The 23,488-nt window shown below is 39.9% G+C and carries 21 protein-coding genes and 1 other RNA gene; 3 read left to right on the top strand and 19 right to left on the bottom strand.

Annotated features, from left to right (window positions below):
* Nucleotides 1-3 precede the first annotated feature (3 nt).
* The 12 genes from ACIQXQ_RS09005 to ACIQXQ_RS08950 all read right to left on the bottom strand — a co-directional run bounded on the left by ACIQXQ_RS09005 (nt 4) and on the right by ACIQXQ_RS08950 (nt 14,630).
* Nucleotides 4-1,524, bottom strand: coding sequence for a carboxypeptidase M32 (locus ACIQXQ_RS09005; protein WP_402956755.1), 1,521 nt, complete (start codon nt 1,522-1,524; stop codon nt 4-6).
* Between the two features lie 120 nt (nt 1,525-1,644).
* The gene (locus ACIQXQ_RS09000) at nt 1,645-3,558 is read right to left on the bottom strand and encodes an ATP-dependent DNA helicase (RefSeq protein WP_402956753.1); all 1,914 of its coding nucleotides are present in this window, start codon (nt 3,556-3,558) and stop codon (nt 1,645-1,647) included.
* A gap of 219 nt (nt 3,559-3,777) precedes the next feature.
* Nucleotides 3,778-3,978 carry a cold-shock protein gene (locus tag ACIQXQ_RS08995; protein ID WP_034307871.1) on the bottom strand — a complete coding sequence of 67 codons (201 nt, stop codon included), beginning with the start codon at nt 3,976-3,978 and terminating at the stop codon, nt 3,778-3,780.
* Between the two features lie 193 nt (nt 3,979-4,171).
* Nucleotides 4,172-5,320 carry a THUMP domain-containing class I SAM-dependent RNA methyltransferase gene (locus tag ACIQXQ_RS08990; protein WP_402869085.1) on the bottom strand — a complete coding sequence of 383 codons (1,149 nt, stop codon included), beginning with the start codon at nt 5,318-5,320 and terminating at the stop codon, nt 4,172-4,174.
* The gene (locus ACIQXQ_RS08985) at nt 5,317-7,401 is read right to left on the bottom strand and encodes a sensor domain-containing protein (RefSeq protein WP_402956751.1); all 2,085 of its coding nucleotides are present in this window, start codon (nt 7,399-7,401) and stop codon (nt 5,317-5,319) included. The genes ACIQXQ_RS08990 and ACIQXQ_RS08985 overlap by 4 nt, the downstream gene beginning before the upstream one ends.
* A gap of 181 nt (nt 7,402-7,582) precedes the next feature.
* Nucleotides 7,583-7,971: RNase P RNA component class B (gene rnpB, locus ACIQXQ_RS08980), an RNA gene on the bottom strand.
* Nucleotides 7,972-8,048: 77 nt separating this feature from the next.
* A complete protein-coding gene (gene gpsB / locus ACIQXQ_RS08975) occupies nt 8,049-8,360 on the bottom strand; it encodes a cell division regulator GpsB (RefSeq protein ID WP_402869090.1) in 312 nt (103 codons plus the stop codon).
* Between the two features lie 206 nt (nt 8,361-8,566).
* On the bottom strand, nt 8,567-9,118 hold the full coding sequence (locus ACIQXQ_RS08970; RefSeq protein WP_402956749.1) for an SLOG family protein: 552 nt from the start codon (nt 9,116-9,118) through the stop codon (nt 8,567-8,569).
* A gap of 67 nt (nt 9,119-9,185) precedes the next feature.
* Nucleotides 9,186-9,653 carry a CotD family spore coat protein gene (locus ACIQXQ_RS08965; protein ID WP_402956747.1) on the bottom strand — a complete coding sequence of 156 codons (468 nt, stop codon included), beginning with the start codon at nt 9,651-9,653 and terminating at the stop codon, nt 9,186-9,188.
* Between the two features lie 438 nt (nt 9,654-10,091).
* Nucleotides 10,092-11,357, bottom strand: coding sequence for a ribonuclease H-like domain-containing protein (locus ACIQXQ_RS08960; protein ID WP_402956745.1), 1,266 nt, complete (start codon nt 11,355-11,357; stop codon nt 10,092-10,094).
* Between the two features lie 103 nt (nt 11,358-11,460).
* Complete coding sequence (locus ACIQXQ_RS08955) at nt 11,461-13,707, bottom strand: DEAD/DEAH box helicase (protein WP_402869871.1); 2,247 nt, start codon at nt 13,705-13,707, stop codon at nt 11,461-11,463.
* A gap of 155 nt (nt 13,708-13,862) precedes the next feature.
* Nucleotides 13,863-14,630, bottom strand: a complete 768-nt coding sequence (locus ACIQXQ_RS08950) for an alpha/beta fold hydrolase (RefSeq protein WP_402869098.1) — start codon at nt 14,628-14,630, stop codon at nt 13,863-13,865.
* A 140-nt stretch (nt 14,631-14,770) separates the two neighbouring features.
* Here ACIQXQ_RS08950 and ACIQXQ_RS08945 point away from each other — a divergent pair, with 140 nt between their 5' ends.
* Nucleotides 14,771-15,235 carry an Hsp20/alpha crystallin family protein gene (locus ACIQXQ_RS08945; protein WP_402869100.1) on the top strand — a complete coding sequence of 155 codons (465 nt, stop codon included), beginning with the start codon at nt 14,771-14,773 and terminating at the stop codon, nt 15,233-15,235.
* Nucleotides 15,236-15,307: 72 nt separating this feature from the next.
* Here ACIQXQ_RS08945 and ACIQXQ_RS08940 read toward each other — a convergent pair whose 3' ends face one another.
* The 4 genes from ACIQXQ_RS08940 to ACIQXQ_RS08925 all read right to left on the bottom strand — a co-directional run bounded on the left by ACIQXQ_RS08940 (nt 15,308) and on the right by ACIQXQ_RS08925 (nt 18,073).
* Nucleotides 15,308-15,970: a YppG family protein gene (locus ACIQXQ_RS08940; RefSeq protein ID WP_402956743.1), complete on the bottom strand. Its 663-nt coding sequence runs from the start codon at nt 15,968-15,970 to the stop codon at nt 15,308-15,310.
* A 76-nt stretch (nt 15,971-16,046) separates the two neighbouring features.
* Nucleotides 16,047-16,415 (bottom strand): YppE family protein, encoded by a 369-nt coding sequence (locus tag ACIQXQ_RS08935; protein WP_402956741.1) that lies wholly within the window; start codon nt 16,413-16,415, stop codon nt 16,047-16,049.
* 82 nt (nt 16,416-16,497) lie between these two features.
* Entirely contained in the window at nt 16,498-16,767 is a 270-nt protein-coding gene (locus ACIQXQ_RS08930; RefSeq protein WP_402869107.1) for a hypothetical protein, read from the bottom strand.
* Between the two features lie 349 nt (nt 16,768-17,116).
* Complete coding sequence (locus ACIQXQ_RS08925) at nt 17,117-18,073, bottom strand: DUF2515 family protein (RefSeq protein ID WP_402956739.1); 957 nt, start codon at nt 18,071-18,073, stop codon at nt 17,117-17,119.
* 135 nt (nt 18,074-18,208) lie between these two features.
* Between ACIQXQ_RS08925 and recU the strand changes: the two genes are divergently transcribed.
* Nucleotides 18,209-18,820, top strand: a complete 612-nt coding sequence (gene recU / locus ACIQXQ_RS08920) for a Holliday junction resolvase RecU (protein ID WP_402869109.1) — start codon at nt 18,209-18,211, stop codon at nt 18,818-18,820.
* Nucleotides 18,821-18,849: 29 nt separating this feature from the next.
* Nucleotides 18,850-21,552 (top strand): PBP1A family penicillin-binding protein, encoded by a 2,703-nt coding sequence (locus ACIQXQ_RS08915; RefSeq protein WP_402956737.1) that lies wholly within the window; start codon nt 18,850-18,852, stop codon nt 21,550-21,552.
* Between the two features lie 14 nt (nt 21,553-21,566).
* Here the strand turns inward: ACIQXQ_RS08915 and ACIQXQ_RS08910 are convergent, their stop codons facing one another.
* From ACIQXQ_RS08910 to ACIQXQ_RS08900, 3 genes are read right to left on the bottom strand one after another with little or no spacing between them, the layout of a single operon-like run.
* Entirely contained in the window at nt 21,567-22,106 is a 540-nt protein-coding gene (locus tag ACIQXQ_RS08910; RefSeq protein ID WP_402956734.1) for a YpoC family protein, read from the bottom strand.
* On the bottom strand, nt 22,103-22,759 hold the full coding sequence (gene nth / locus ACIQXQ_RS08905; RefSeq protein WP_402956730.1) for an endonuclease III: 657 nt from the start codon (nt 22,757-22,759) through the stop codon (nt 22,103-22,105). Before nth ends, ACIQXQ_RS08910 begins: the two co-directional genes overlap by 4 nt.
* A 22-nt stretch (nt 22,760-22,781) precedes the next feature.
* The gene (locus tag ACIQXQ_RS08900) at nt 22,782-23,477 is read right to left on the bottom strand and encodes a DnaD domain-containing protein (protein ID WP_402956728.1); all 696 of its coding nucleotides are present in this window, start codon (nt 23,475-23,477) and stop codon (nt 22,782-22,784) included.
* Nucleotides 23,478-23,488: the final 11 nt, after the last annotated feature.

Genomic DNA, 23,488 nt, shown 5'->3' with positions numbered 1-23,488 from the left:
ATGTTATTTAACTTTATAAACCGCTTTATACTTTTCTTCTAGATACTCGATTAAATATTGCACATTCAAACCTTCCCCCGTTGTTTCTTTCAAAATCTCTAAGGGTTTTTTCAACTTACCGAATTTATGGACCTTTTCGTTAAGCCAATTCCTGATAGGTTCAATGTTACCCGCTTCCAAAAGTTCATTAAATTGTGGTAAATCCTGCAGCATCGCATGTTTAAATTGAGCGGCATACATATAGCCAAGTGCATAGGATGGAAAATACCCAAAACTTCCGTCAGACCAATGGACGTCTTGCAAAACACCCACTGCATCATCTTCAGGTATGATACCCAGATACTCCTCGTATTTTTTGTTCCATGCACTTGGTAAGTCCTTCACTTCAAGCTCACCATTAAAGAGAGCCTTTTCCAATTCATAGCGAATCATGATATGTAGTGGGTATGTTAACTCATCGGCTTCAATACGGATAAAAGAAGGCTTCGATTCATTAATTCCACGATAGAAATCTTCAAGTGCAACATCCGCGAACTGCTCGGGAGCAAACTCCTTTAAAAGCGAATATTGGTTTTTCCAGAAACTTAAGCTTCGGCCAATGAAGTTTTCAAAAAATAGAGATTGAGATTCATGGATTCCCATCGAAGTCCCACTATCGAGAAGTGTACCCGTTAACTCCTCAGCAATATTCTGCTCGTAAATAGCGTGGCCACACTCATGGATGGTGCCAAAAATTGCGCCTCTAAAATCACGTTCGTCATACCGGGTCGTAACACGAACGTCGCCTCTATTGATTCCAGTTGCAAATGGATGGACGGTTTCATCAAGCCTACCAGCCTTAAAATCGTACCCGATTTGTTTTAAAACTTCGTGGTTGAATTGCTGTTGTTTTTCCTTAGGAAATTCCTTATAAAGGAAATCTGTCCCAGGTTGATGCTTACTATCGGCAATTTGCTTGACCAAGGGAACGATGCTCGCCTGAAGCTCACCAAATACTCTATCTAGGATCTCAACGGTCATACCCGGTTCATACATATCTAACAAAGTATCGTATGGCTGGTCCTTGTATCCCCAATATTCAACAAATTTACGAGTATAGGCGACAACTCTCTCAAGGTAAGGTTCAAATATAGAAAAGTCCGCTTTTTCCCTTGCTTCTTCCCACGCACTTTCCGAACGGGATTGTAATATCACGAATTCCTTATATTCATCTGCTGGAATCTTATTATTTCTCTCAAAGGTTTTCTTACATTCCTGTACCATTTTCATCGTTACTTCACTAAGTTTTCGTTCTGCTTTCTCTGTTGTGAGCTCATCAATAAACCGCTTCATTTCGGAACTTGTGGTCATATTGAAAACTTCAGAGGAGAGCACCCCAATCACTTCAGATCGTTGCTCCACACCCTTTTTGGGAGCTCCCGTACGCAAGTCCCAGAATATGAGTGCAAGCGCCTCGTTATATGCCGATATTTTCTTGACGTATTCTTTAAATTCTCTTTCTACTTGCTCCACGCTACCTGTCAAATAAAACATCCCCTTTCACATTACACTTTACCATATTATACAAGGGAAAATCACATCAGAACGAATTGAATTCATAAAAGGTCCAAGGGGATTTCCCTTGGACCTTAACATGTTTTTTTATTAAAGAGATACCGGAAGGACAGAAATGATTTTTTCTTTAACTTGATTTGATAAATCATTGTCAATCAGTATTTGTACAGTTCCAGAGTCGTTGCTGGTCCGGATTAAACGTCCAATACCCTGACGTAAACGAAGAAGCATATACGGGAGGTCAACGGCTTCAAATGGATCGGTGACCGAGTTCCTCTTAGCTTCGAATACAGGATCATGTGGCGGGAATGGGAGGGAGTGTATCACTACATTCTGCAATGAATCTCCCGGTACATCCAGGCCTTCCCATAAATGATAGGAGAACAGAACGGAATGCTCTTCTTCCTGAAACTTTTTAACAAGGTCGCTAATCTCCGATTCACCTTCAAAATAGAAAGGATAATCACCCTTCCTGCAGTTCTCCTTGAACCAAAGCAACTCTTCTTTTGATTGAAACAATACGAGTGTCCGTCCTTTGTTCTCCTCAATTGTTCCCATTGTATAATTGAGTTTAGCTAACCGATCTCCTTTTTCAAAGGTCGGCATGTTCATCTTCATCACTTCTTCATAATCAAATGGAGATTCAACCGAGAAGCTATCGAACTTTTTAATCCCCAAGCTATCCGCAATATATTGGAATGATTTATTATCGGATAAGGTCGCTGATGAAAAAATGTATGGAATTTTTTTCGAGAATACTTGTTCAGATAAAATATCCTGGACAAGTCTAGGCATGATGACCAACGTTTTAGTCATTTCATTTTCTTCAAACCACGAAACGGCTTGTTCATCTTTCACGAAGAGAGAAAGTGAGTATCCCAACTGTTCTAAATACTCTTCAGTGACTTTCAAATCATAGTCGTTAATCGTATACATTTCCGATTCAAAAACAAGGCTTTCTTCTAGTTCTTCCACCTTTTCATGAAGTCTTTTAGCAAAATTGGTGATTTCTTTCGACATCGGTATTTCATATCGGTTTGAACCACTTACATGAATTGCCTTTTCGTCGAGCAAATCAAAAAACTCTTCGTTGATATCAATTAAATCTTCTATGATGTACAGCGTTTCCTCACGCACTTGATTAGCTGTTAACAACTCCAAAACTGAAGCGAGGGTTTGTTCACCCACTTTATATGTTAGAGCCTTTTGTGCAGAGAATTCGAGTAAATGACCTTCGTCGAAGATTACACAACTATGTTCTGGCAATAACGGTAGTTGTCCTTCACGCTTGCGCTTATCTTTCGTCCAAACATGTTCCATGAAGAAATCATGTGAACAAATGATTAAGTCACTTGATTTCCGGTAATGATCACGGGAAAGTGTTTGTCCACAACGCTGACGTTTATCACAGGTAAAGCAATTTTGTAACTGGTCCCAGCCTACTTTAGACCAATCTTCATCATTAAGGTATGGATATTGTTTACGATCCCCATAAGGCGTATAAGCATTCATAGATGAATTGTTATGCACAAATTTAGGGAGTTCATCAAATAGCTGATCGATGCCCTCAGAATCCTCATGATTCACAGCATGATCCAGCTTCTTTAGGCATACATATTGATCGTGGTATTTCGCAAGCCTAACATCCACTTCAATACCTAAGGCGCTCTTTATTTTTTGTATGTCGCCTTCTTCTTTAACGAGTTGTTCAATCAAAGTCTCATCAGCGCAGGAAATGATTGCCGGTTTATTGGTGTATCTGGCATAACAGATTGCATATAACAGATAAACCAATGTTTTACCCGTCCCTACACCAGCTTCTGCGAAACTTATATTTTTTTCCTTAAAGGCCTTTTCTAGTTGAAAAGCCATGAATATTTGTTCGTCGCGTAGCTCGAATCCTTTTTCGGGAAGAATATCGTAAAAAACATCACCCATCCATTCTGAAAGCTTATCATAAAAAGAATCTTCCTTTGTTACCGAAAAAGGCAGTGTTTTTAGCATCCTGGTCTCCCCTTTTATCTATCTTAAGTATATGAATTCAGGTTTTAAAATATATCTAGGCAAAAGTATATTATCCTTCAATTCCTTCACATAGTCAAGGTATTTTGTCATGGCTATTAAAAAGTTTTATGTACTATGGTGTTTATATTGCTAGGGATTGCCAAAAAACAAAAAGACAGACTCCCTAGAGAGCCTGTCTGTAAATACTATAAGGTTGAATTAAGCTTTGTTTACGTTTGATGCTTGCGGTCCGCGTTGACCTTGTTCTACATCAAATGTAACATCTTGGCCTTCTTCAAGTGTTTTGAAACCTTCTCCTTGGATAGCTGAGAAATGTACGAATACATCGTCTCCACCTTCGCGTTCGATGAATCCAAAACCTTTTTCTGCGTTAAACCATTTTACTTTACCTTGTTCCATTTTTGTTGCCTCCTAGTGTGTTTGCCACACATTATATTACTATCCTTGCTCACTGATTAATAAGGTATTCCTTAAATCTGAACAAAAATAATTCACTATCAGAATAACAGAAATGGAAGGGATAATCAAGAATAGAACCCACTTTAGATAAAATGTCCTGACTTTTCAAAATCTTATATTATATTATACCTACTTATTCGCCTCTAGGTTGTCTTGCCGGCCTTTTTCCCCAATATTGATAAAAGTCCGTCCTAATGAATCCATTGAACAGCTTCCTTTTTTTCGTAGCTGGTTTCCCATAAAACTGTTCAAAGTCCGGGTTTGAGGTAATCATGTAAATAGACCATGTATCAAGCTTTTTAAATGCCTCTCCCATCTCTTTATACATCTGCTCAACGGCTTTCTTTTCACCAAGACGTTCCCCATATGGTGGGTTCCCCACAATGACGCCATATTCCTTCCTCGTCGAGATATCCCTCACCTGCATTTGTTTGAAATCAATCAAATCTCCAAGACCTGCTTCGAAACTATTGGCTTTTGAGATTTCGACCATGCGGTGATCAATATCACATCCTGAAATATCCAAATACTGATCGTAATCAGCCAAATCCTCAGCTTCGGTTCTCGCTTCATCCCAAACCTTGCTATCCATCCAAGACCAGGTTTCGGAAATGAAGTCACGGTTAAATCCAGGAGCAATATTCTGTCCAATCAGTGCCGCTTCAATAGGAATCGTCCCGGAACCACAGAATGGGTCGATGAATGGTTTATCTGGTTTCCAGTTCGTGAGCATTACCAACGCTGCCGCCAAGGTTTCTTTAAGAGGTGCTTCACCTTGCCCAGTGCGGTAGCCACGTTTATGTAATCCAGCTCCTGATGTATCTATCGTAAGTGTTACTAAATCTTTTAAAATCGATACTTCAATTTTAAATAATGGGCCTGTCTCTTCAAACCAGGAAACTTGCTTATACTTACTTTTCAATCGATCGACAATCGCTTTTTTCACGATGGCCTGACAATCAGGAACACTATACAACTGGGATTTAACTGATTTACCGCTGACTGGAAACTCAACATCTACAGATAGGTAATCTTCCCAATTCAAGGCTTTGGTTTTTTCAAACAGCTCATCAAAGGAATACGCCTTGAATTCAGCGACCTTAATTTTCACACGATCGGCACTGCGTAACCATAAATTAGAGCGGGCTATGGCCATTTGGTCCCCTTTGTACATAATTTTTCCGTTTTCAACTTCACAGTCGTAACCCAAGTCACGGACTTCCTTTGCAACAATAGATTCCAATCCCATTGCTGATGTTGCAATAATATCGAATTGTTTCATTCGTCATGCACCTTCTTTCCTATAATCAAAATCGGTTTCCACATTTCCAAAAAGTCATGCAATTCAGTAACGGGTAACGGTTTTGACAAGTAAAACCCTTGAATGATATCACACTTTTGCGTTTTCAAAAAGTCTACTTGCTTTTTAAGTTCCACGCCTTCTGCTATGATTTCCAGATTAAGCGTCATAGCCATAGTAATAATCGCTATCACTATTGCCGAGTCATCTTTGTCATTATCTACGTTTTTAATAAAACTTTGATCGATTTTAAGAGTATCAATAGGGAATTTTCGCAAGTAACTCAATGATGAATAACCAGTCCCAAAATCATCAATGGACAATTTAAATCCCTGTTGCTTGAGTGCGACTAATTTTTTTATCGAATTCTGGGCATTAGGCATGATTATGCTTTCGGTCAATTCCAACTCCACACGATGGGGATTGATGTTAGTGTCTTGTATGAGGCCAATGACTTCTTTCGCAAAGTTTTCCTGGGTGAAATGCAATCCTGATATATTGATACTTATCTTTAAATCAGGATACCCAGAAATATGGAATTTTCTAATTTCCTCACATGCCTGTTTAATGACCCAATGGCTGATTGGGATGATCAGTCCCGTTTCTTCCGCAATAGGAATGAACTCGGCAGGAGAAACCTGTCCTAATTCAGGAACACTCCAACGCAGGAGTGCTTCCACACCCACCACTTTCCCTGTTTCAAGATGGACCTGCGGATGATAGTGAACCTGAAGCTCGTTGTTTTCGATTGCTGTATGTAGCCTATTTTCTATTGTTCTTCTCCGGGTATCATTCCCCGTTTGTAAATCTTCATGATATAATTCAAAGCTATTAACCCCATTGGCCTTCGCTTTTTGTAACGATTTTTCAGCATTTATTAATAATGTTTCAACCTGTGAGCCATCAAAGGGATATAAACTAATTCCTACACTAACTGATGTATATACCTCTTCGTCATATAAATAAAAAGGCTGTTTGAGTGTTGAAATGACATCCTCAGAGACGTGGACAGCTTCTTTTACATGCTTTAAATGGGGCAAGACAATGATAAACTCGTCGCCGCCAATTCGTGCAATCACATTTTCGTTTTTCAACATTCTCTTTATTCTTGCTGCAACTTTTTTCAGCAATAAATCCCCATATCCATGACCTAGTGTTTCATTAATCGCTTTAAATCGTGCAAGGTCTAAGTGTAACACAGCGAGTGTTTGATTGAATTTTTCAGACATATCGATTAAGCGGCACAGCTCTTCATTCAATAAAGAACGGTTAGCCATTCCCGTCAAAGCATCATACCGAATCAGTTTTTGCAGTTGATTTTCCTGATGCTTCCTATCGGTGATATCAGAAAACAACGCAACATAGTGTGTGACTTCTCCAGATTCATTCGTAATGGCAAGAATCGTTAACCACTCAAGGAAAACCTCACCATTTTTTCGTCTATTCCAGATTTCTCCGCTCCATCTTCCACATTCCCCTATCTCTTTCCACATGGCATCATAAAAATCTTTTTTATGATATCCGGATTGAAGAATATTTGGCTTTTTTCCAATTGCCTCTTCTTCTGTATATCCTGTCATGATTTGAAAGGCTGGGTTCACGGATAGAATGACACCATGCTTGTCCGTATATAAGACACTCTCTTCAATATTCATGAAAATTTTTTCAGCAAGGATCCTTTCTGTTTCTTCCCTTACCTGAAAATCATGATGATCAAAAATAACAGAGTAAAACATTTGTCCCTTTAATGAGATTCCACTAATTTTCATTTTACTTTTAAATCGCTCTCCATTTTTACGGATCATAATTGGAGAGCCAGTATAGGATTGACTACTTCGTAATTCCTTACTCATCATTTCAACCTCATGCTCACTGGCAAATAAAGAAGGAAATAAATGGCCAAATTGATTAAAATCAGAGTATCCGATAATTTTCTCCGCCGCCTTATTCCATTGGATAATTAATCCTTCTTCAGTATAGACCAAAGCCCCCTCCTGCATTTGCTGCAGCATGGTATCAGCCAATGAAAACACTTCCGGAAAACCAACCTGCATATCCCTCATGTTGAAAACCTCCGATAGTACACTAGTTTATACTTCCATGATAAAGTATTTTACACACGTAGTGTTAAGAAGGGGAAATCCGACATTGTATTGACATATTTAGATTAGATAAAATTTCATAAACAAAACAAAAACTCTCCTTTCACAAGGAGAGTTGTTCTTTAATTGTTATATGGTAACGTTCTGTAAGCCATGTTTTGTTCCTCAGTACTGCAAGCGACTTGCGTCTCGTACTTCGGCGGTAATCATCTATCTACAGAAGCGATGCTTCTGTCCTTCTCCTCGTTCAATTCCAAGGAAGAAAGCGCCCCTACCATTAATTTGGGTTTCTCGCTCGTGGGGTTTACCTCGTTCCACCCTTTGCATTTCTGCAAAGGCTCCGTCACTGTGGCACTTTTATAGGTATTCATGCCATATCCAAAAGGACTTAGGCATTTTCCCGGCCGTCAACAGTCAAAGACTGCTGCCCAAGCTTATTTTTTCGCCAGGCACGAACACTACGGGCATCTCAGCCCGTGCGAGCATGGACTTTCCTCAACTGCATAAATGCAGCAGCAATTACCCAAACGTTAACATAACATTAATGATTATAACCCATAAACAAATAAAACACAATACAATTTCAAAAAAGAAATAAAACCAAGCAATTAATCGAACAGTTTATTTCCAAAGACATGCTTTTCTAAGTTGGATAACCGTTTTAAAATATCAAAGTTTGTAGTTCCAGGAGTTGCTCCTGGAGCAGGTTGACTCGGACGTTTCGGATTCTCTTCGGTTTGTTTTTTCAATTTAAGATTTTCTTGTTTAAGATCTTCAATTTCCTGATGAAACACTTCATAATCCTTGATGATAAGATCTAGAAACTGGTCTACATCTTCAGGTTTATAACCTCGCATAGCCGTTTTAAAATCTTTTTCAAGAATATCTTTAGCCGTTAATTTTATCTTATCGGATAGCATAAGACTTCACCTCAATACTTTCGCCAATACAATCGACTTTTTATTATTTTTTCAAATCTGCTTGGATTTGTCAAACAAACACATTTTTATTTAAAATAAGGACAAATTTTTTTCGACTTGCAGGACTACCTTTTGTTTCTAATTTTCATCATAATATGATTATGCTCTGGAAACAACATTTAGTCCATGATTTATTGCTTTATGGTTTAATCGTTAGCCCAGTTATCCTCTTCCGCTACTTGCTGCAAATCGTCAAAGCTAATCTGGTAAATGGGATAGGCTAGGGATCCCGCTTTTTTCATGGCTTCATAATATGGATATTTTGCAGATCCTTCCTTTTCAGGATCGAAAACAATCAACATGGCATCACTTTTCTTGACCATGTAACGATTTTTAACTTTCAACTGCTGTGGTCCTTCATAAGGCTTCTTGAAAATTGATTCGACAAAGTCGGCACGTGTCAAAATGGAACGGTAGAAATCCTGATTCGTCTCATTCCATGACTCTTCCTGATTCAAAAAAGGAGTAAGCACGCCCAATTTTAAGGAAGGGTACTCCTCTTTCACCTCGAATACCACCTCAGCCCCCCATAGCTCCGATCCTAACTGACCGGAAATGATCACCCATTCAAGTCCATCCTCGACTATGGGAATGAGCCGTTGTCTAATCGCTTTTTTTATGTATTGTACGCCTTCATGATCATTTTTAAATATCCCTAATTCGAATGCTTTATAACCAGTTAGATACAAAACCTTCATCTAAAGACCACTCCCCCTTTCAGACATTATGTAAGAAAAATAAGGGCTTATTAGGCCCTTAATTTTTTCAGTATCCAAATTGCCTAGGTGGGCAGCAAGGATTGACTGGCGGCATACCACAAATCAAGTTTTGAGTGTAACACTCGTTCACTACAGATTGAGTATGCGGGAAATAGTGTTTATATGTGTTGCAATGTTTATTAACCGTTGTTGTATGCGATGGGTGAATAACAGGAATCACTGTATTAGATACATTTGTGTTTACGTATTGCTGAGTAGGAGATACTTGTGCCGGTGCCGTTTGCGTAGGAAGAGCCTGGGTTTGACCATGTACTGGAGAAACAGCAGTCGGATAGTGTTGCGCTCCCATCACATTGGATTGTGCCCCCATTACATTGGATTTTGCTCCCATCACATTGGATTGTGCCCCCATTACATTTGAGTGTGCCCCCATTACATTTGAGTGTGCCCCCATTACATTGGAGTGTGCTCCCATTACATTTGAGTGATATCCCCCACAATTACGAAAATACATATATAATTCGTCCCCTTTCATCAAGATAAGTTTTGCCTTACCATTACAGACTATGAAAAAAAGGGTAGACGTGTACTGATGAAATAACCTATTTATATCAATTAATCCAATAATCAAAGTAAAATTCAAACTACGTATCATCTTATGTGGGCAGCTTTACCTCGTGCTTTTTATAAAAAAGAATAAAAACTATCTTTTAATGATGTAAATAAAACAATCGTCAAACATAGGACAACAAAAAATAGAAATAATGTGGTTTTATACATTTCTTCGCTCCGCTTTCACTATTAAATTTATTGAACGGATGGATGTCTCTACATTCATCCTCGACGACTATCATTTTACACATTATGACTTGAGGCTACAATACTTGTTTACTACATTTTTATCACAAGAAGAATTTGGCAATTGGTAGTTACTTATTAATCATTAGAGCTTTTATTGTAGGAGTCTATTTTTTCTTTCAAGCCGCAACATCCTTTTTTCTAATTCCAAAAGTTTTTTCTCCAAGTTCAGCCTATTCCCATTGCCCATTTCCAGCATTTCTTGATATGCCTTCTTGGTGCAAGTAAGGGCAGCAGCGGGATTCTTGGATTGGTGCTCCAAAATTTTTGCGCATTCAATCTGAGCCTGAATCCTCAACCGAGGTATCCCATTTAACGCTACTTCCTTCCAGATTGTAAGTGCCTCGTCAAATTTCCCTTGTTTCTTTTTCTGAAAAGCTATTGCATGACCTGCCGAGATCCGGTCTTCCTCATTTCCGACTTCCCTTATTTTTTCATACGCCTCCACAGAGTCTTCCTTTTTCCCTAAGTAGGCGAACCAACGGGCAATCTCCAATGATTCTTCCGTATATCCGTCCATTTGTAGGATTTTTCGGGACAAGTGAATATACAAGGTGATTAGCGATAAAATATCCAATTCATTATGTTTCATGATTCCAAAAAGAATGTCCGGATTCTTCCGTTCAACAAAATCGAAATAAATCATTGGTGCCAAGTACCCTGGGATATCATCTTCGCGTTCAAACCCTAAAATGTCCGTTTCCACTGCAGATAATTTCACTCGTTCTAATTTATCTTTCCAGAGCCGTCTTGAAGCATGATATAAATCAAAGTGACCGAATTCCGGAAGCTTCGGGACATGTTCCTTTATCAAGGTATGCCTTGTTTTTAACTGTGGCCAGTCAAATGCCTTTCCATTATACGTAACAAGTGTTTCATAATTGATGTTCTCAAGAAAGCTTTGGTAAAGCGGGACCTCGCTACCAGGCTGGGGCAGGATATGCTGTTTGACGACGACTTCATCCCCTTCAAAATAAGCGTAACCCAGTAAAAAGATGGTGTTGCCTGCCCCACCACCTAGTCCTGTCGTTTCCGTATCAAAGAAAAAGAGATCTTCGCCCTTAATCCCTTTAGCAGACAAGGGGTGCTCTACAGAAGATTGATTCCATGCCTTTACTATCCCCTTCAACTCCAGGAACGAATACAAACCATGTTTATGTTCCAAGGGATAACGAACTTCACGGACGAAGCAATAATCTCCATCAAAATGGTAGGCACTCGTGTCATTTCCAAGCCACTTTTCAAGAAATGGAATGTCAGTTTTCACCATGTCGTCGCATTCCTTTATCAGTGGTTGTCTATCTTGTGTTTCATGGTTCATATGGGGCATCATGCGATTCAGTTTATTTTTCAATGACAAAAAGCTACACCTCTATTCATGTAATCCGGCCATTGAATGGTTTTACCGAAAATACAGGTTCAACATCCGGAGAGCTTTAAAATTAACTCGTTCTTTCTTTCAACTAAAATTGGTCTAGCAACTCCACACTTCTCTTTTTGGCACGTACCCCTTCTATTTCAGTCCCTATACATGAAGGGCACCCATCTTTGCATGGGCATTTTCTTATAAGATTCTTCGCTGCCTCTTTCACCTGGTCAAAACGCTTATAAACATCTTCAGCTAGCCCTATTCCACCTGGATAATGATCGTACATAAATATAGTGGGTAGCTGGGTATGTGCCGCTTTTATTTGGGCAACGACATGGATATCATTCCTATCGCACATAACAAGAATGGGAACTACGTGTCCCAAAACATTAGCAACCCCTTGTAGGAGCTGCTCCAGTGTTTTTTCGCCAAGTGTGGAATCAACTTCTTTTATTTCCAACCAAGTTGCGCTAGTATGCAGTTCTTCCTCTGGTAAGTAAATGGGACCTGACCCTATGTTTTCAAATGTCGTTAGTTTTATCTTTTTAAAGATGCTTGGTAAGATATTTATGGTAACATCGCCATAATTGATTGACGATTCCCTCGTATTGACCGTTTTATCTATTTCCAGTACTTTTAGCTGTACGGCTAAGTTTGCATCTGTGTAATATTCCACGTCCACTTCCCGCACATATGCCTTTTTATGTTCCCAATCTAGTTTTTCAACTTGATACTGGACTCCTTCATGTAAATAAATTGCCTCATCATGTAGGAGTGTCATAGCGCTAAACCTATCCATTTCCCCGATTATTTTTACATTTGCCGTTTCTGATTGATCGACTATAACGACATTTTCTTGGGACGCAGACCGTAAACTGATATTTCCAGCCGGGAAAGATTGATTGGCCCAGTAGAATGTATCACCATTTTGGTGAATAACCCTTTCTTCCACTAGATACTCCAAAATTTCTTTCACATCCAAGGGACCAAATTCTTCATTTTCCTTAAAAGGGAGTTCGTAAGCGGCACACTTTAAATGGTCAACCAGAATAATTAAGTTTTCCGGATTAATCCGGGCCGATTCAGGAGAACGGTCAAAAAAGTATTCTGGATTTTGTACAATGTACTGATCTATGGGGGTAGAACTTGCCACCATCAGTATCAAAGCTTCCCCATGCCTTCTCCCTGCTCTCCCAGCCTGTTGCCATGTACTCGCCACACTTCCCGGGTATCCTGTCATGACACATACCTGTAACTGCCCTATATCCACTCCCAATTCTAAAGCGTTCGTACTGACAACACCTAGAATATCGCCTTCCCTTAAGCCCCGTTCTATTTCCCTTCTTTGTTTTGGGAGATATCCTCCGCGATAGCCCCTAATGGATTTCGACCCGATTTGACCTTTCACGAGGTCCTGCAAATGACTTAATATGATTTCCACTCTAACTCGGCTACGAGCAAAAACGATGGTCTGGATTTTATTCTTCAAGAATTCCTTTGCTAGGTTGTTAACCTCTACAGTTGCACTTTTCCTGATGTTCAAGGGCTTATTAACAATTGGCGGATTATAAAAAACGAAGTGTTTTCTACCGCTAGGCGCTCCGTTATCATCTATTAAGCGCATGGGATTACCAGTTAGCTGCTCCGCCAATTCCTTCGGGTTGGCGATTGTAGCGGATGTACATATAAAGATCGGATTACTTCCATAAAATTTACAGATTCGTTTCAACCTTCTAATGACATTGGCAACATGGCTTCCAAACACGCCCCTATATGTATGGAGTTCATCAATGACGACATACTTGAGATTTTCAAAGAGACTCACCCACTTTGTATGATGCGGTAAAATGGCCGAATGCAACATATCCGGGTTTGTAATCACGATATGACCAGCCTTTCTCACCACCTGGCGAATGGCAGGCGAAGTATCCCCATCGTAGGTGTAGCTTTTGATGTCTATCCCCATTTCACTGATTATCTCGTTCAGTTCGCTTTTCTGATCTTGGGCTAGAGCTTTAGTCGGGAAAATATACAACGCACGGTTTTCCCCATTTTCTGCAATGGATTGTAACACTGGAAGGTTATAACATAGTGTTTTTCCCGAAGCCGTAGGGGTTACGGCTACAATATTTTCTCCTTTCCTCAATGTTTCATATGCTGTGTATTGATGGCTATACAGGTCACCAATCCCTCTTTTTTGCAAAGCATTTTTAATTCTATCGTCAACGCTGGAAGGCAACGGTCTCGTCTTCGCTTCCCGCGGTTCAATTTCATGCCAATTAATGATATTTTCATTTTCCCTTAATTCTTTTATTAATTCCGAAAGTGATTTCTTTCCAATCATACTAGTCACCTCTTTGTACATAATAGTTTACCGAATAAACGTTTGGTTGACCAGTTGGGATATACTGCCAAACAAAAAAAGACCTAAAACTGCTTAGGTCCATAGTTAGTGTAATTTTAGCTTTCACCAATTGATAAAATTTTCACCTTCTACTATTTGACTTCTTCAATGAAATGTTCAATTTCACTCGCAAGCCTTTCAGGGTCTTCAAGCATTCCCATATGGCCGCATCCTTCTAGGACTACCTCTTTTATATTCTTACCCTTTATGGAAAAGGTCTTTTCCGGGGCGATGACTTTATCCTTTTCACCTGCGACCAAAAGGACTGGTAGCTTGGTATCCTGTAAGACGTAATTTTTATCTTTTCTATTTCTCATAGCATGTAACGATCCAATTGCCGCTGTTTCCCTCGTTTGATATCCAATCCTCTTAACCTGCTCGATTTGAGGGTCATTGGAATCCGCAAATAACTTAGGGATGAGTCCATCAATGAAAGGCGGCATACCATCAGCCTCAATTTTTTCAACTGCCTTCATGCGCCCTTCCTTCCCTCCCTCATCATCCGGAAAAGCAGTAGAATGAATAAGTGAGAATCCGTTCAATTTTTCCGGGAACTTCTCAGCAAAGGCCAAAGTTATATAGCCTCCTAGAGAATGCCCGAATAAATATACCTGCTCGATATCCTGGTCTTCTAAAAAGAGTGCAATATCCTCAGCCATATCTTCAATAGAAAAAGATGTTACATTCGATTCGCTTGCTCCATGGCCACGCAGGTCGACCGCAATGACTCTATACTTTTTCTGCAAGTTTGGAATTAGCTTCTGCCAATATTCATGGCTCCCGCAAAATCCATGAATAAACAATAGTGTATCTTTTCCTTCGCCTCGATCTATGTATGATAAATTACTGCTTCCAGTCATCTTCAATCCCCCATCCCCAAGATTATGTTTAATATTGTTATTCCCCGTGGGTCTATATCTAAACCACTTATGTCCATTCACACATCTTTAGCCTCTACATAGCCTATAGGCAAAGGAGTTTTTTAGATAGGAGGACCGTGATGACCCCTTTTGAAAAGAATGATCAACCCCAAGAAAGAAAAGAACCTTTTACCCACTTCATTAACAAAATGGATCGTTTGTTCTCTGAAAGGCCCGCCAGAGGCATGCTACAGTCCCTGGACGGATTCTTTGGCTCAGCTAAAGAACAAACTTTCCCCATCTACCTTGATGAAACAAATTCGGAATATATCCTTACCGCAAGCTTGCCCGGTATTCCCAGGAGCCAAATTTCCATCGATTTATTGCCACAATCCGTGACCATCTCCACGAAGTCCAAAGTAGGGGAAAAGTTTCGCCAACCCCCAGGCTTCATTCAAAATACGCAATCATCTAGTCAGTTAACAAAAACCATTTCCTTTTTAAAACCAATCGATGAACAAAATGTAAGGGCTAGGCATCGCGATGGCATCCTAACGCTTAATCTGCCTAAAGTGAAAGGGAATCGAATTGAGATCAACGATTGAATTAGGGCAAACTTAAGTAGACGTAAAAAGTGGCTGGGTCACTTTTTACGTCTACTTTTTTATTTTACCCATCTAAACTTTGAAGAACCCCCCTACTCCCTTGACCATCGAAGAAACTTGAGAGACCGTATTCATCATTTGTCCAGCTGTATTCATCATTTTTGTAATATCCATCGATCCGTCCTGTGTTTTAAATTGGTTCATGACAGACTTAATTCCCGAAGGCTGCTGCTTTTGCATGAATTGTTGTTTTGGATATGGGTTATAAACTTGTTGTTGCATTTGCGGAGGTCGTTTCGTCGGCTGTAGCGGGTTATCAAAAGGGTTGAAGCCTTGAGTTTGTTTTGGCATGTATTGATTGACAGGCATTTGTTGATTGGGGTACATAGGTTGAATAGGTGGCATTGGTGACATGGGTGGCATTGTCTGATTCGGTGGCATTGTCTGATTCGGTGGCATCGGCTGCATTACACTACTGCCCGGGGCCGCCCCTGTATTCATGGCCTGTTGTGGCACCGGTTGGTAGGATGGAAAGGCAGGTTGCTGGTATGGGTCTTGATAGGGTGGCACCAAGCCTCCATTATACTGGGGAGAGTAATGGTGCATATTCGGGTCCTGAATGGGTGACTGCTGAGGGTACGGCATTGGTTGCTGATATCCCCCCCAGTATTCAGGCATGGATTGCGGGTACTGCTCTTGATTAGGGAAGACAGGATTATAATCCGATCTCATCATGTTCTATGCGTCTCCTCTTTTTTCCTGACATGGTTCCATTATTATATGAAAAAAGAGGATTTTAGTGTTTGGAAGATCATGATAGTAATCTGTCCACTTCTGATTTCACATTGTGAAGGATATACTCAATGGATTGAACATGGCTTTTAAACCGTTTATAGCTGGTCTTCGGAAAGAATGCCTGAACCGCGACATCCGAAAGATTATTGGCCGTTTGTTCGATTTGCTCAGGAAATAGATGTTTGAATGGCGTTTCTTTCATCCACTCTTTTATACCATGCTCCCATTCCGCACAATTTGCTTGGACTTGATCGGCAAACGGCTTGACCTCCGTAAAGAAGTCTTTTTCTATTCCTTCCTTTCGAACACTTTCATAAATTTCATTCGCTTGACTTACGTAATGTATTAATTGTTCGGTTAATTTTTGAAGTTTCTCTTTTTGCACGATGAATTCCTCCGTAGCATGTTTCCAACAGTATAATCGAATTGATGAAAAAATGAAATTCTAGCGACTCATACTTATACACTTAAACTTCTGCTAAAATTTTGGGTACCATCATTGATTTTATTGATTTAACGGGATAAGGTCGGCTTATTTCTTCTGTCTCAACCAAGAAATCCCCGGCTTTCTCCATCGCTTCCTGTGCGTCATCCACTAAATTGTGCTGCTCCGCCCATAGCTTACAACGAGCCGTATTCATGGTCTCACCATAAGCATTTTCCAATTGATCCAGACTGGTACTGATTTCAGCTATCATACTTAAAATTTCTTCTGTTGCTACACTTTTATTGATCATGCTGACCCCTCCCATTCTATACCTGTTACTATTCTTTTTTTAAATAAAAAGCCCTTCTAGGTTGACAAAACTAGAAGGGAATCGGCAAAGAAAGTGTAATTTTCTTAATTTATAGGGGCCTTCGACAATATGGAGCGAATGAAGCTGGCCATTTTAAACAAGAATACAAGCAGGAGGTGATTTATTTGCAGTCGAATGAAAGCAGACAGCAAAAAAACGAAAAACGACAAAAGCCGCCGGCAGAAAAGGCAGGAAAAGGTAATCCAAAACTTAGTGGTGAAAACAAACCCTCTACCTAAACGAATAGGGGTATGACCACACATCAGGGAAGGCGGAAACATCGCCTTCCCTACTTCTTTTTCAAGACCAGCTTTTTGAGCAAGATGACCGTATGCAATTGTTTTTGTTTACGATCGAACCAATCGGTCAAAAGAGGATTTTCTTTCCACTGCGGTTCGAAAAACCATTCTTTTTTTAATCTTTTCTTTATACACCATTTCTCCGGGAGAATGGGATGATGATCGATGATTGGATAAACCATACGCAGCATCGGCGTTTCATGTAGCCTGGGTATCTTTCTGTACTGTTCATAATCAAACCTCGATCCGGTCGGCTCCGTTCGACTGGCGAATTCCAAAAATAATGGAAAAAGCTCTTTCCTAAAAAGAAGATCAGCCAATCTTTTCCCCAATTCAATTCTTTCATCTAGATTCCGAAAATGAGAAACGGATGCGCCATATAACACCCCTTTACATGTAGGAAATAATACGGTGCTAAAATGCATACAATCCTGTAGAAAAAATAAGATGGAATGAAATACGAGAGATCGCTTTTTTATGATGGGTTCAATGATATTCTGTTCATTTATAATAAGGGCGGTGATTAATCTTTCCTGATTTCCATCCTCCCAAAAAGAGTACCACTCATTTATGATGAAATCAGTAATAAAAAAATATGGACATAAGTGAAACAAAGGGCGCTTAAATTTCGTCGAATAATGATAGATGAGCAACTGCGGATAGGCATCCTCAAAAATCCGCCAATTCGCTTCTTCATAAGCAAGGAATAACTGACGTTTATATTTAGAACCTAATAATTGCGAATACCAGACCCCTTTAAGATCACACATATTCCAACCTGCATTACGGGAAACCATCCCTGCTAGAAAGGACCATTTTATTTCAGGATGAAGCAGGAAGAATTTTTCATAAGCTTGGGTTCTGGATATATTATCTTTGTTCCATTTAGCAGTTTGATCTTTTATAATAGATAACAATTGCTTTTCCATGCTTGTAATCTGATACATAAGAACCACCATTTCCAGGAATTATGACATTTTTCAATTGTTAAATCCTATCGTTCTAAGAAACAATTCTTTTTATTCACATTTTGGATTCTTTTTTTGCTAATATAGATAGGTGAAAAAAAAGGAGGGGTAAAAGTGGCATTCAATTATCCCAACGGACGGAAGTTCGTACCGCAGCCCATGAAAGAAAGGAAAAGTCCACTAAAGAAGTTCAGTTACAGTAATCGTGGAAAAACATTAGAGGATGATTTGAATGAAACCAATCAGTATTATTTAGCGCACGGGATTGCTGTCATACATAAAAAGCCGACACCCGTACAAATTGTGGATGTCCACTATCCTAAAAGAAGTGCTGCCGTTATTAAAGAAGCTTACTTCAAGCAAGCATCGACCACGGATTACAATGGGGTCTATAAAGGTAGATATATTGATTTTGAGGCCAAGGAAACAAAAAATAGGAACTCTTTCCCTCTCAAGAATTTTCACGAACACCAAGTTGAACATATGAAGCAAATCGTTCAGCATGATGGAATTGCATTTGTTATTATCCGCTTTTCTGCGACGGATAGTATATACTTAATGAGCTCCGAACAACTGGTGTTGTATTGGAATCGGATGAAAGACGGTGGACGCAAATCCATTACCCTTGAAGAGGTCAAGACCAGTTCAAAGAAGATTGCGCTTGGCTTTCAACCGAGAATTGACTATATTAAAGTAGTAGATTTACTTATCGCAGAAAATTTTTAGTTTTTTTCTAGAAAGGCAGGTTAGCTGTAATGGCTGAAAAATATAATACAAGAGAAGAACGTAGAAAGCAGGGTCAGGCACAGAAGAAGGCACCAAAAAAAGGGCCGAAAAAACCCACGAACATGCTTAAGCGAGTTTTTCTCATTCTCGTTACAATCGGAATTATTTGTTTAGTTGCTGGAGGAGCTACATTAGCTTACTTTATCAGTGATGCTCCCAAGCTCGACGAAAGCCTTTTAAAAGACCCCGTTACCTCGAAGATCCTTGATGAAGAAGGTAAATTACTTGGAGAGGTCGGCACTGAGAATCGTGACTTTGTCAATTATGAAGATATACCTGAACTAGTCGAAGACGCATTCCTGGCAACAGAAGATTCCCGTTTTTATTCCCACCATGGGGTTGACTTCCTTCGTCTAGGCAGCGCAGTCCTCGCCAATGTCAAAAATGGCTTTGGTTCAGAAGGTGCTAGTACTTTAACCCAACAGGTTATCAAACGCTCTTATTTAACACCTGATAAAACGATTAAAAGGAAAGTTCAAGAAATGTGGCTGGCCATACAGCTAGAAAGAAAATATACAAAACAAGAAATACTGGAAATGTATGTGAACAAAATTTTCTTTGCCAATCGTGCAAACGGGATTCTGACAGCTTCGCAAACATATTACGGTAAAGACTTGGATAAATTGGACCTTAACGAAGTGGCCATGCTTGTCGGGTTACCGCAAAGCCCAAGTCGCTATGATCCATATAAATATCCAGAACGGGCAAAAGAACGTCGCGATATTGTACTTCATCTCATGAATAAACATGGATACATTAGCGAACAGGAAATGAAAAAGGCACAAAACGTTAAAATAACAGCCGGACTTCAAGAGGTCGATAAAAACCAAATCGATACGACTGCTTATGATGCCTTCATAGATTTAGTAATAGAAGAAGTCGGAAATATGGGTGACTATAATGTGTTTACAGATGGTCTGGAAATCCAAACGACCATTGATAAAGACGCCCAAGAATACGTTTATAAAATGTTGAATAGTAATGATATCGTTAGTTATCCAAGTGAAGATCTACAAGCCGGTGTTACTTTGCTTGATACGCAAACAGGCGAAATTAAAGCCGTTGGCGGTGGCAGGAACACGAACGTCAAACGCGGGTGGAACTATGCAACAGATGCTAAGCGTTCACCAGGGTCGACAATCAAACCTATCTTAGATTATGGCCCAGCTGTCGAATATTTAAACTGGTCAACCTATCAACCTATTAAAGATGAGGAGTATACCTACTTTGATGGAACTCCCCTCAAAAATGCATCAGGTACTCATTATGGAACGGTTCCTATTCGAGAAGCTCTCGCGAGATCATTGAATATACCGGCCTTGAAAGCTTTCCAAGAAGTCGGGAAAGAACGAGCACGTGATTTTGCAATTGACCTTGGCGTTCCTTTTGATAAAGATAAGGAAATCAACGAATCCGCTTCAATTGGCGGTGGCACAGATGTTTCCACGCTAGAACTTGCCGGAGCATATGGGGCATTCGGTAATGGTGGGATTTATAACGAACCACATACCGTCAAGAAAATTGTATTACGTGATAAAACAACCATCAAGAACAAAACAGAAACAAAACCTGTCATGAAAGATTCCACGGCTTTCATCGTCACGGATATGCTGAAAAGCGTCATGACAGAAAGTTACGGAACAGGTAGATTGGCCAACATACCTGGGCTTCCAGTCGCTGGTAAGACTGGATCCACTAACTTCACGCCCGCACAACGTGCAGCAAACAACATACCTGCTTCAGGGGTAAAGGACAGCTGGATGGCTGGTTACACGACTAACTATACCGTTGCCATATGGGCGGGTTATGATAATAATGCAGGTAAAAAGATGGAATACCTAGGCGATTCTTCTCAAAGAATACCAAAATACATCTTTAAGAATTTGATGGAACACATGGCCCAATCAAAAACAACGAAAGACTTTGAACAGCCGAGCAGTGTTGCAAAAGTTGGTGTCATTAAAGGATCGAATCCTGTAGTGAAAGCCAACCAATACACTCCAAGTGATAAAATCAGTTATGAATACTATGTTAAAGGCCACGAGCCAACACAAGTTACCACAGAATATGAGAAAATAGATACACCTAGTGTCAGTGCGTCTTATAATCAGGAAAGCAATGAAATTCAGCTTTCATGGTCTCACAGTGATGGAGATCCACAATTTGAAGTCCAAATGTCTGTTGACGGCGGCTCAAAAAGTGTTCTGAAAAAATCGAAGGATACTAGTTTAACCATTCCAAACCCTACACCGGGAAGTAAATATACTTTTTCTGTCGTAGCCATCGTTGATAATCAACGAAGCGACCCTGCTGGTGCTACAGTACAGATTCCTAGTGCTATTGAAGAAGAGCCTGAGGAAGAGGAAGATATTGAAGAGCCAGCCGAGGATGAGGATCTGGAACAAGATACTCCTACTGAAGACGAGGGTAATGAAGACGAAGATAAAGATAAAAACCCAGACCAGGGCAACACGGATAACAACGGGAACAATGGAAACGGGAATGGTAATGGCAATGATGATGCCACCAAAGACGATGAGGATGTCGAAGATGAGGATCCAGGAAAAGTTGATGAGGATAAACCCGCGGATACTCCTGAGCCCGCTCCCGCTCCTGACCCAGAAAAAGACAAAAATAAAAACAAAGATAAAGATAAAGAAAATGGCAATTAAAAAAAGGTCTAAGCTTAACCGCTTAGACCTTTTTTCGCTTTTCTTAGCTTGTTTCTTACAAAGAGCTTTTCCAATTCGATGAATAATTCGCTAAGCTGTCTGAATGAATGGTAAAACGCCGGTCTTTCCATGATGAAAGATAATCTTTCAACCAAGTTTATCGGTTTAACCGGACAGGCTTCCATCTGTTTCTTCCATGCATTTAGCTTCACGGGTATTTCATTCATCCAATAGACTGCCGAAAAGAATAATCCAATTCCTTCTTTCATAGGCTCCAAAGCCAGTCCCGCTTTTCTATTCGAAAAAAACAATTCGCAATCCTTTTTAATGAGCCTCCATTTTTCAAACAGTTCAGGTATATGCATATCCCCACTCTTCCAAGGTGAATAAACTTCTTCCCCCATGTAAAAAAGCAGCTCATATGAAAACACTTCAACTTCACTGGGATTTCTCCACTCTTGGTAGTCTTCCTTTTTTAAAGGTTCTATTTCATTAGGGAAGAAAAATGGATCGTCCAATTCGGCCGGTACGTTTAATGAATTTAAATCAGTCATTTGGCTTCTATCCTTTTTAGCCGCTTTTTCCCTTCACGACACAGATCAAGAAGCGGGCAGGTTTCACATCTTGGAGACTGGGCTTTACAATGATAACGACCAAAGAAAATGAGTCTATGATGTGTAACGGACCATTCATCCATTGGCACTTTAGTCATTAAGGTTTTTTCCACCTCAAGGACATTGTCTTTCCAGCGGCATATACCCAGCCGTTTGGACACACGCTCTACATGGGTATCCACTGCTATAGCCGGCACGCCAAAAGCCACTGAGACGACCACATTGGCCGTTTTCCGACCGACACCCGGTAACTTGGTAAGCTCATCACGGTCCCTAGGAACTCTTCTATCATATTCGTCTATCAGCATTCTAGACAACTTTTGAATGTTCTTTGCTTTATTACGGTACAGACCGATTGAACGAATATCATTTTCCAATTCTTCAATCGGTACACTAAGATAATCTTCAGGCGTTTTATATTTTTGAAATAAATTTTGAGTCACTTTATTAACCAATACATCTGTACATTGAGCCGAAAGAGCAACAGCAATCACCAATTCAAATGGATTGGAGTGATTCAGCTCACAATGGGCATCAGGAAACATCTCGCCCATCGTATCCAGACAGTAACGAATTTGAGCCTTATTCAGCATGTTTGTTCTCCTTTAATTCACATTACTGTTCGAGCCAATTATAAAAGGGTACATCTTTCAGTGGTTGTGTCGGTTCTATTTTACGGTCCCTTTTTTGATGGACTCTGAATTTTTGTCCTTGTTCCCTTGCTTGTTCCAAGGTTTTAATCCCATTCTTTTTCCACTCGAATAAAATTCGGTCTATATAACGGAAATTCAATTTCCCTGAAATGACAGCCTCCCTTAAAGCCGCTTTGATGATATCTGGTTGATGGTCATCCTCCATCCACATTGCCAGGGTTTCACATTCAAAAGGAGATAATGGACGCCCGAACTCCTGTTCAAATATTGTATACAGGCTCTCCCCTGCCTTCTGTACCTCGGCAGATTCAGCCTGTTTCAAAGACTTCAAGAAACAGTCCATCATTTTCTCATATAGTGGATCGAGCGAATACTTTTCCTGACCAATTTCCTGATTATTTTCAACGACCATCTGGACGAATCCTCTTTGAACTAAACGTTGTATTAAATATAGGCATTCGGATTCCTGTAATGTCATTCGGTCGGATAGTTGAGACGGTGCTGGGAATGGATTATCTCCATCGATAAAATTCTGCAATTGGAGTAGTAGAACCATCTCTTGCTCATTCAGCCCCATTGTCTTATAGTGAGTCAACAAAAAGGATGGAATCGTTATCGTTCCTTCCTTAAACCAAGCATATAAATGTTCTTTATTCATGTTTTGGACAC

This window comes from Peribacillus sp. NPDC097198, from assembly GCF_044762055.1.
Lineage (GTDB): Bacteria > Bacillota > Bacilli > Bacillales > DSM-1321 > Peribacillus.
Note: the sequence above shows the minus strand (reverse complement) of the source record. Positions and strands in the feature narration are given on the sequence as shown.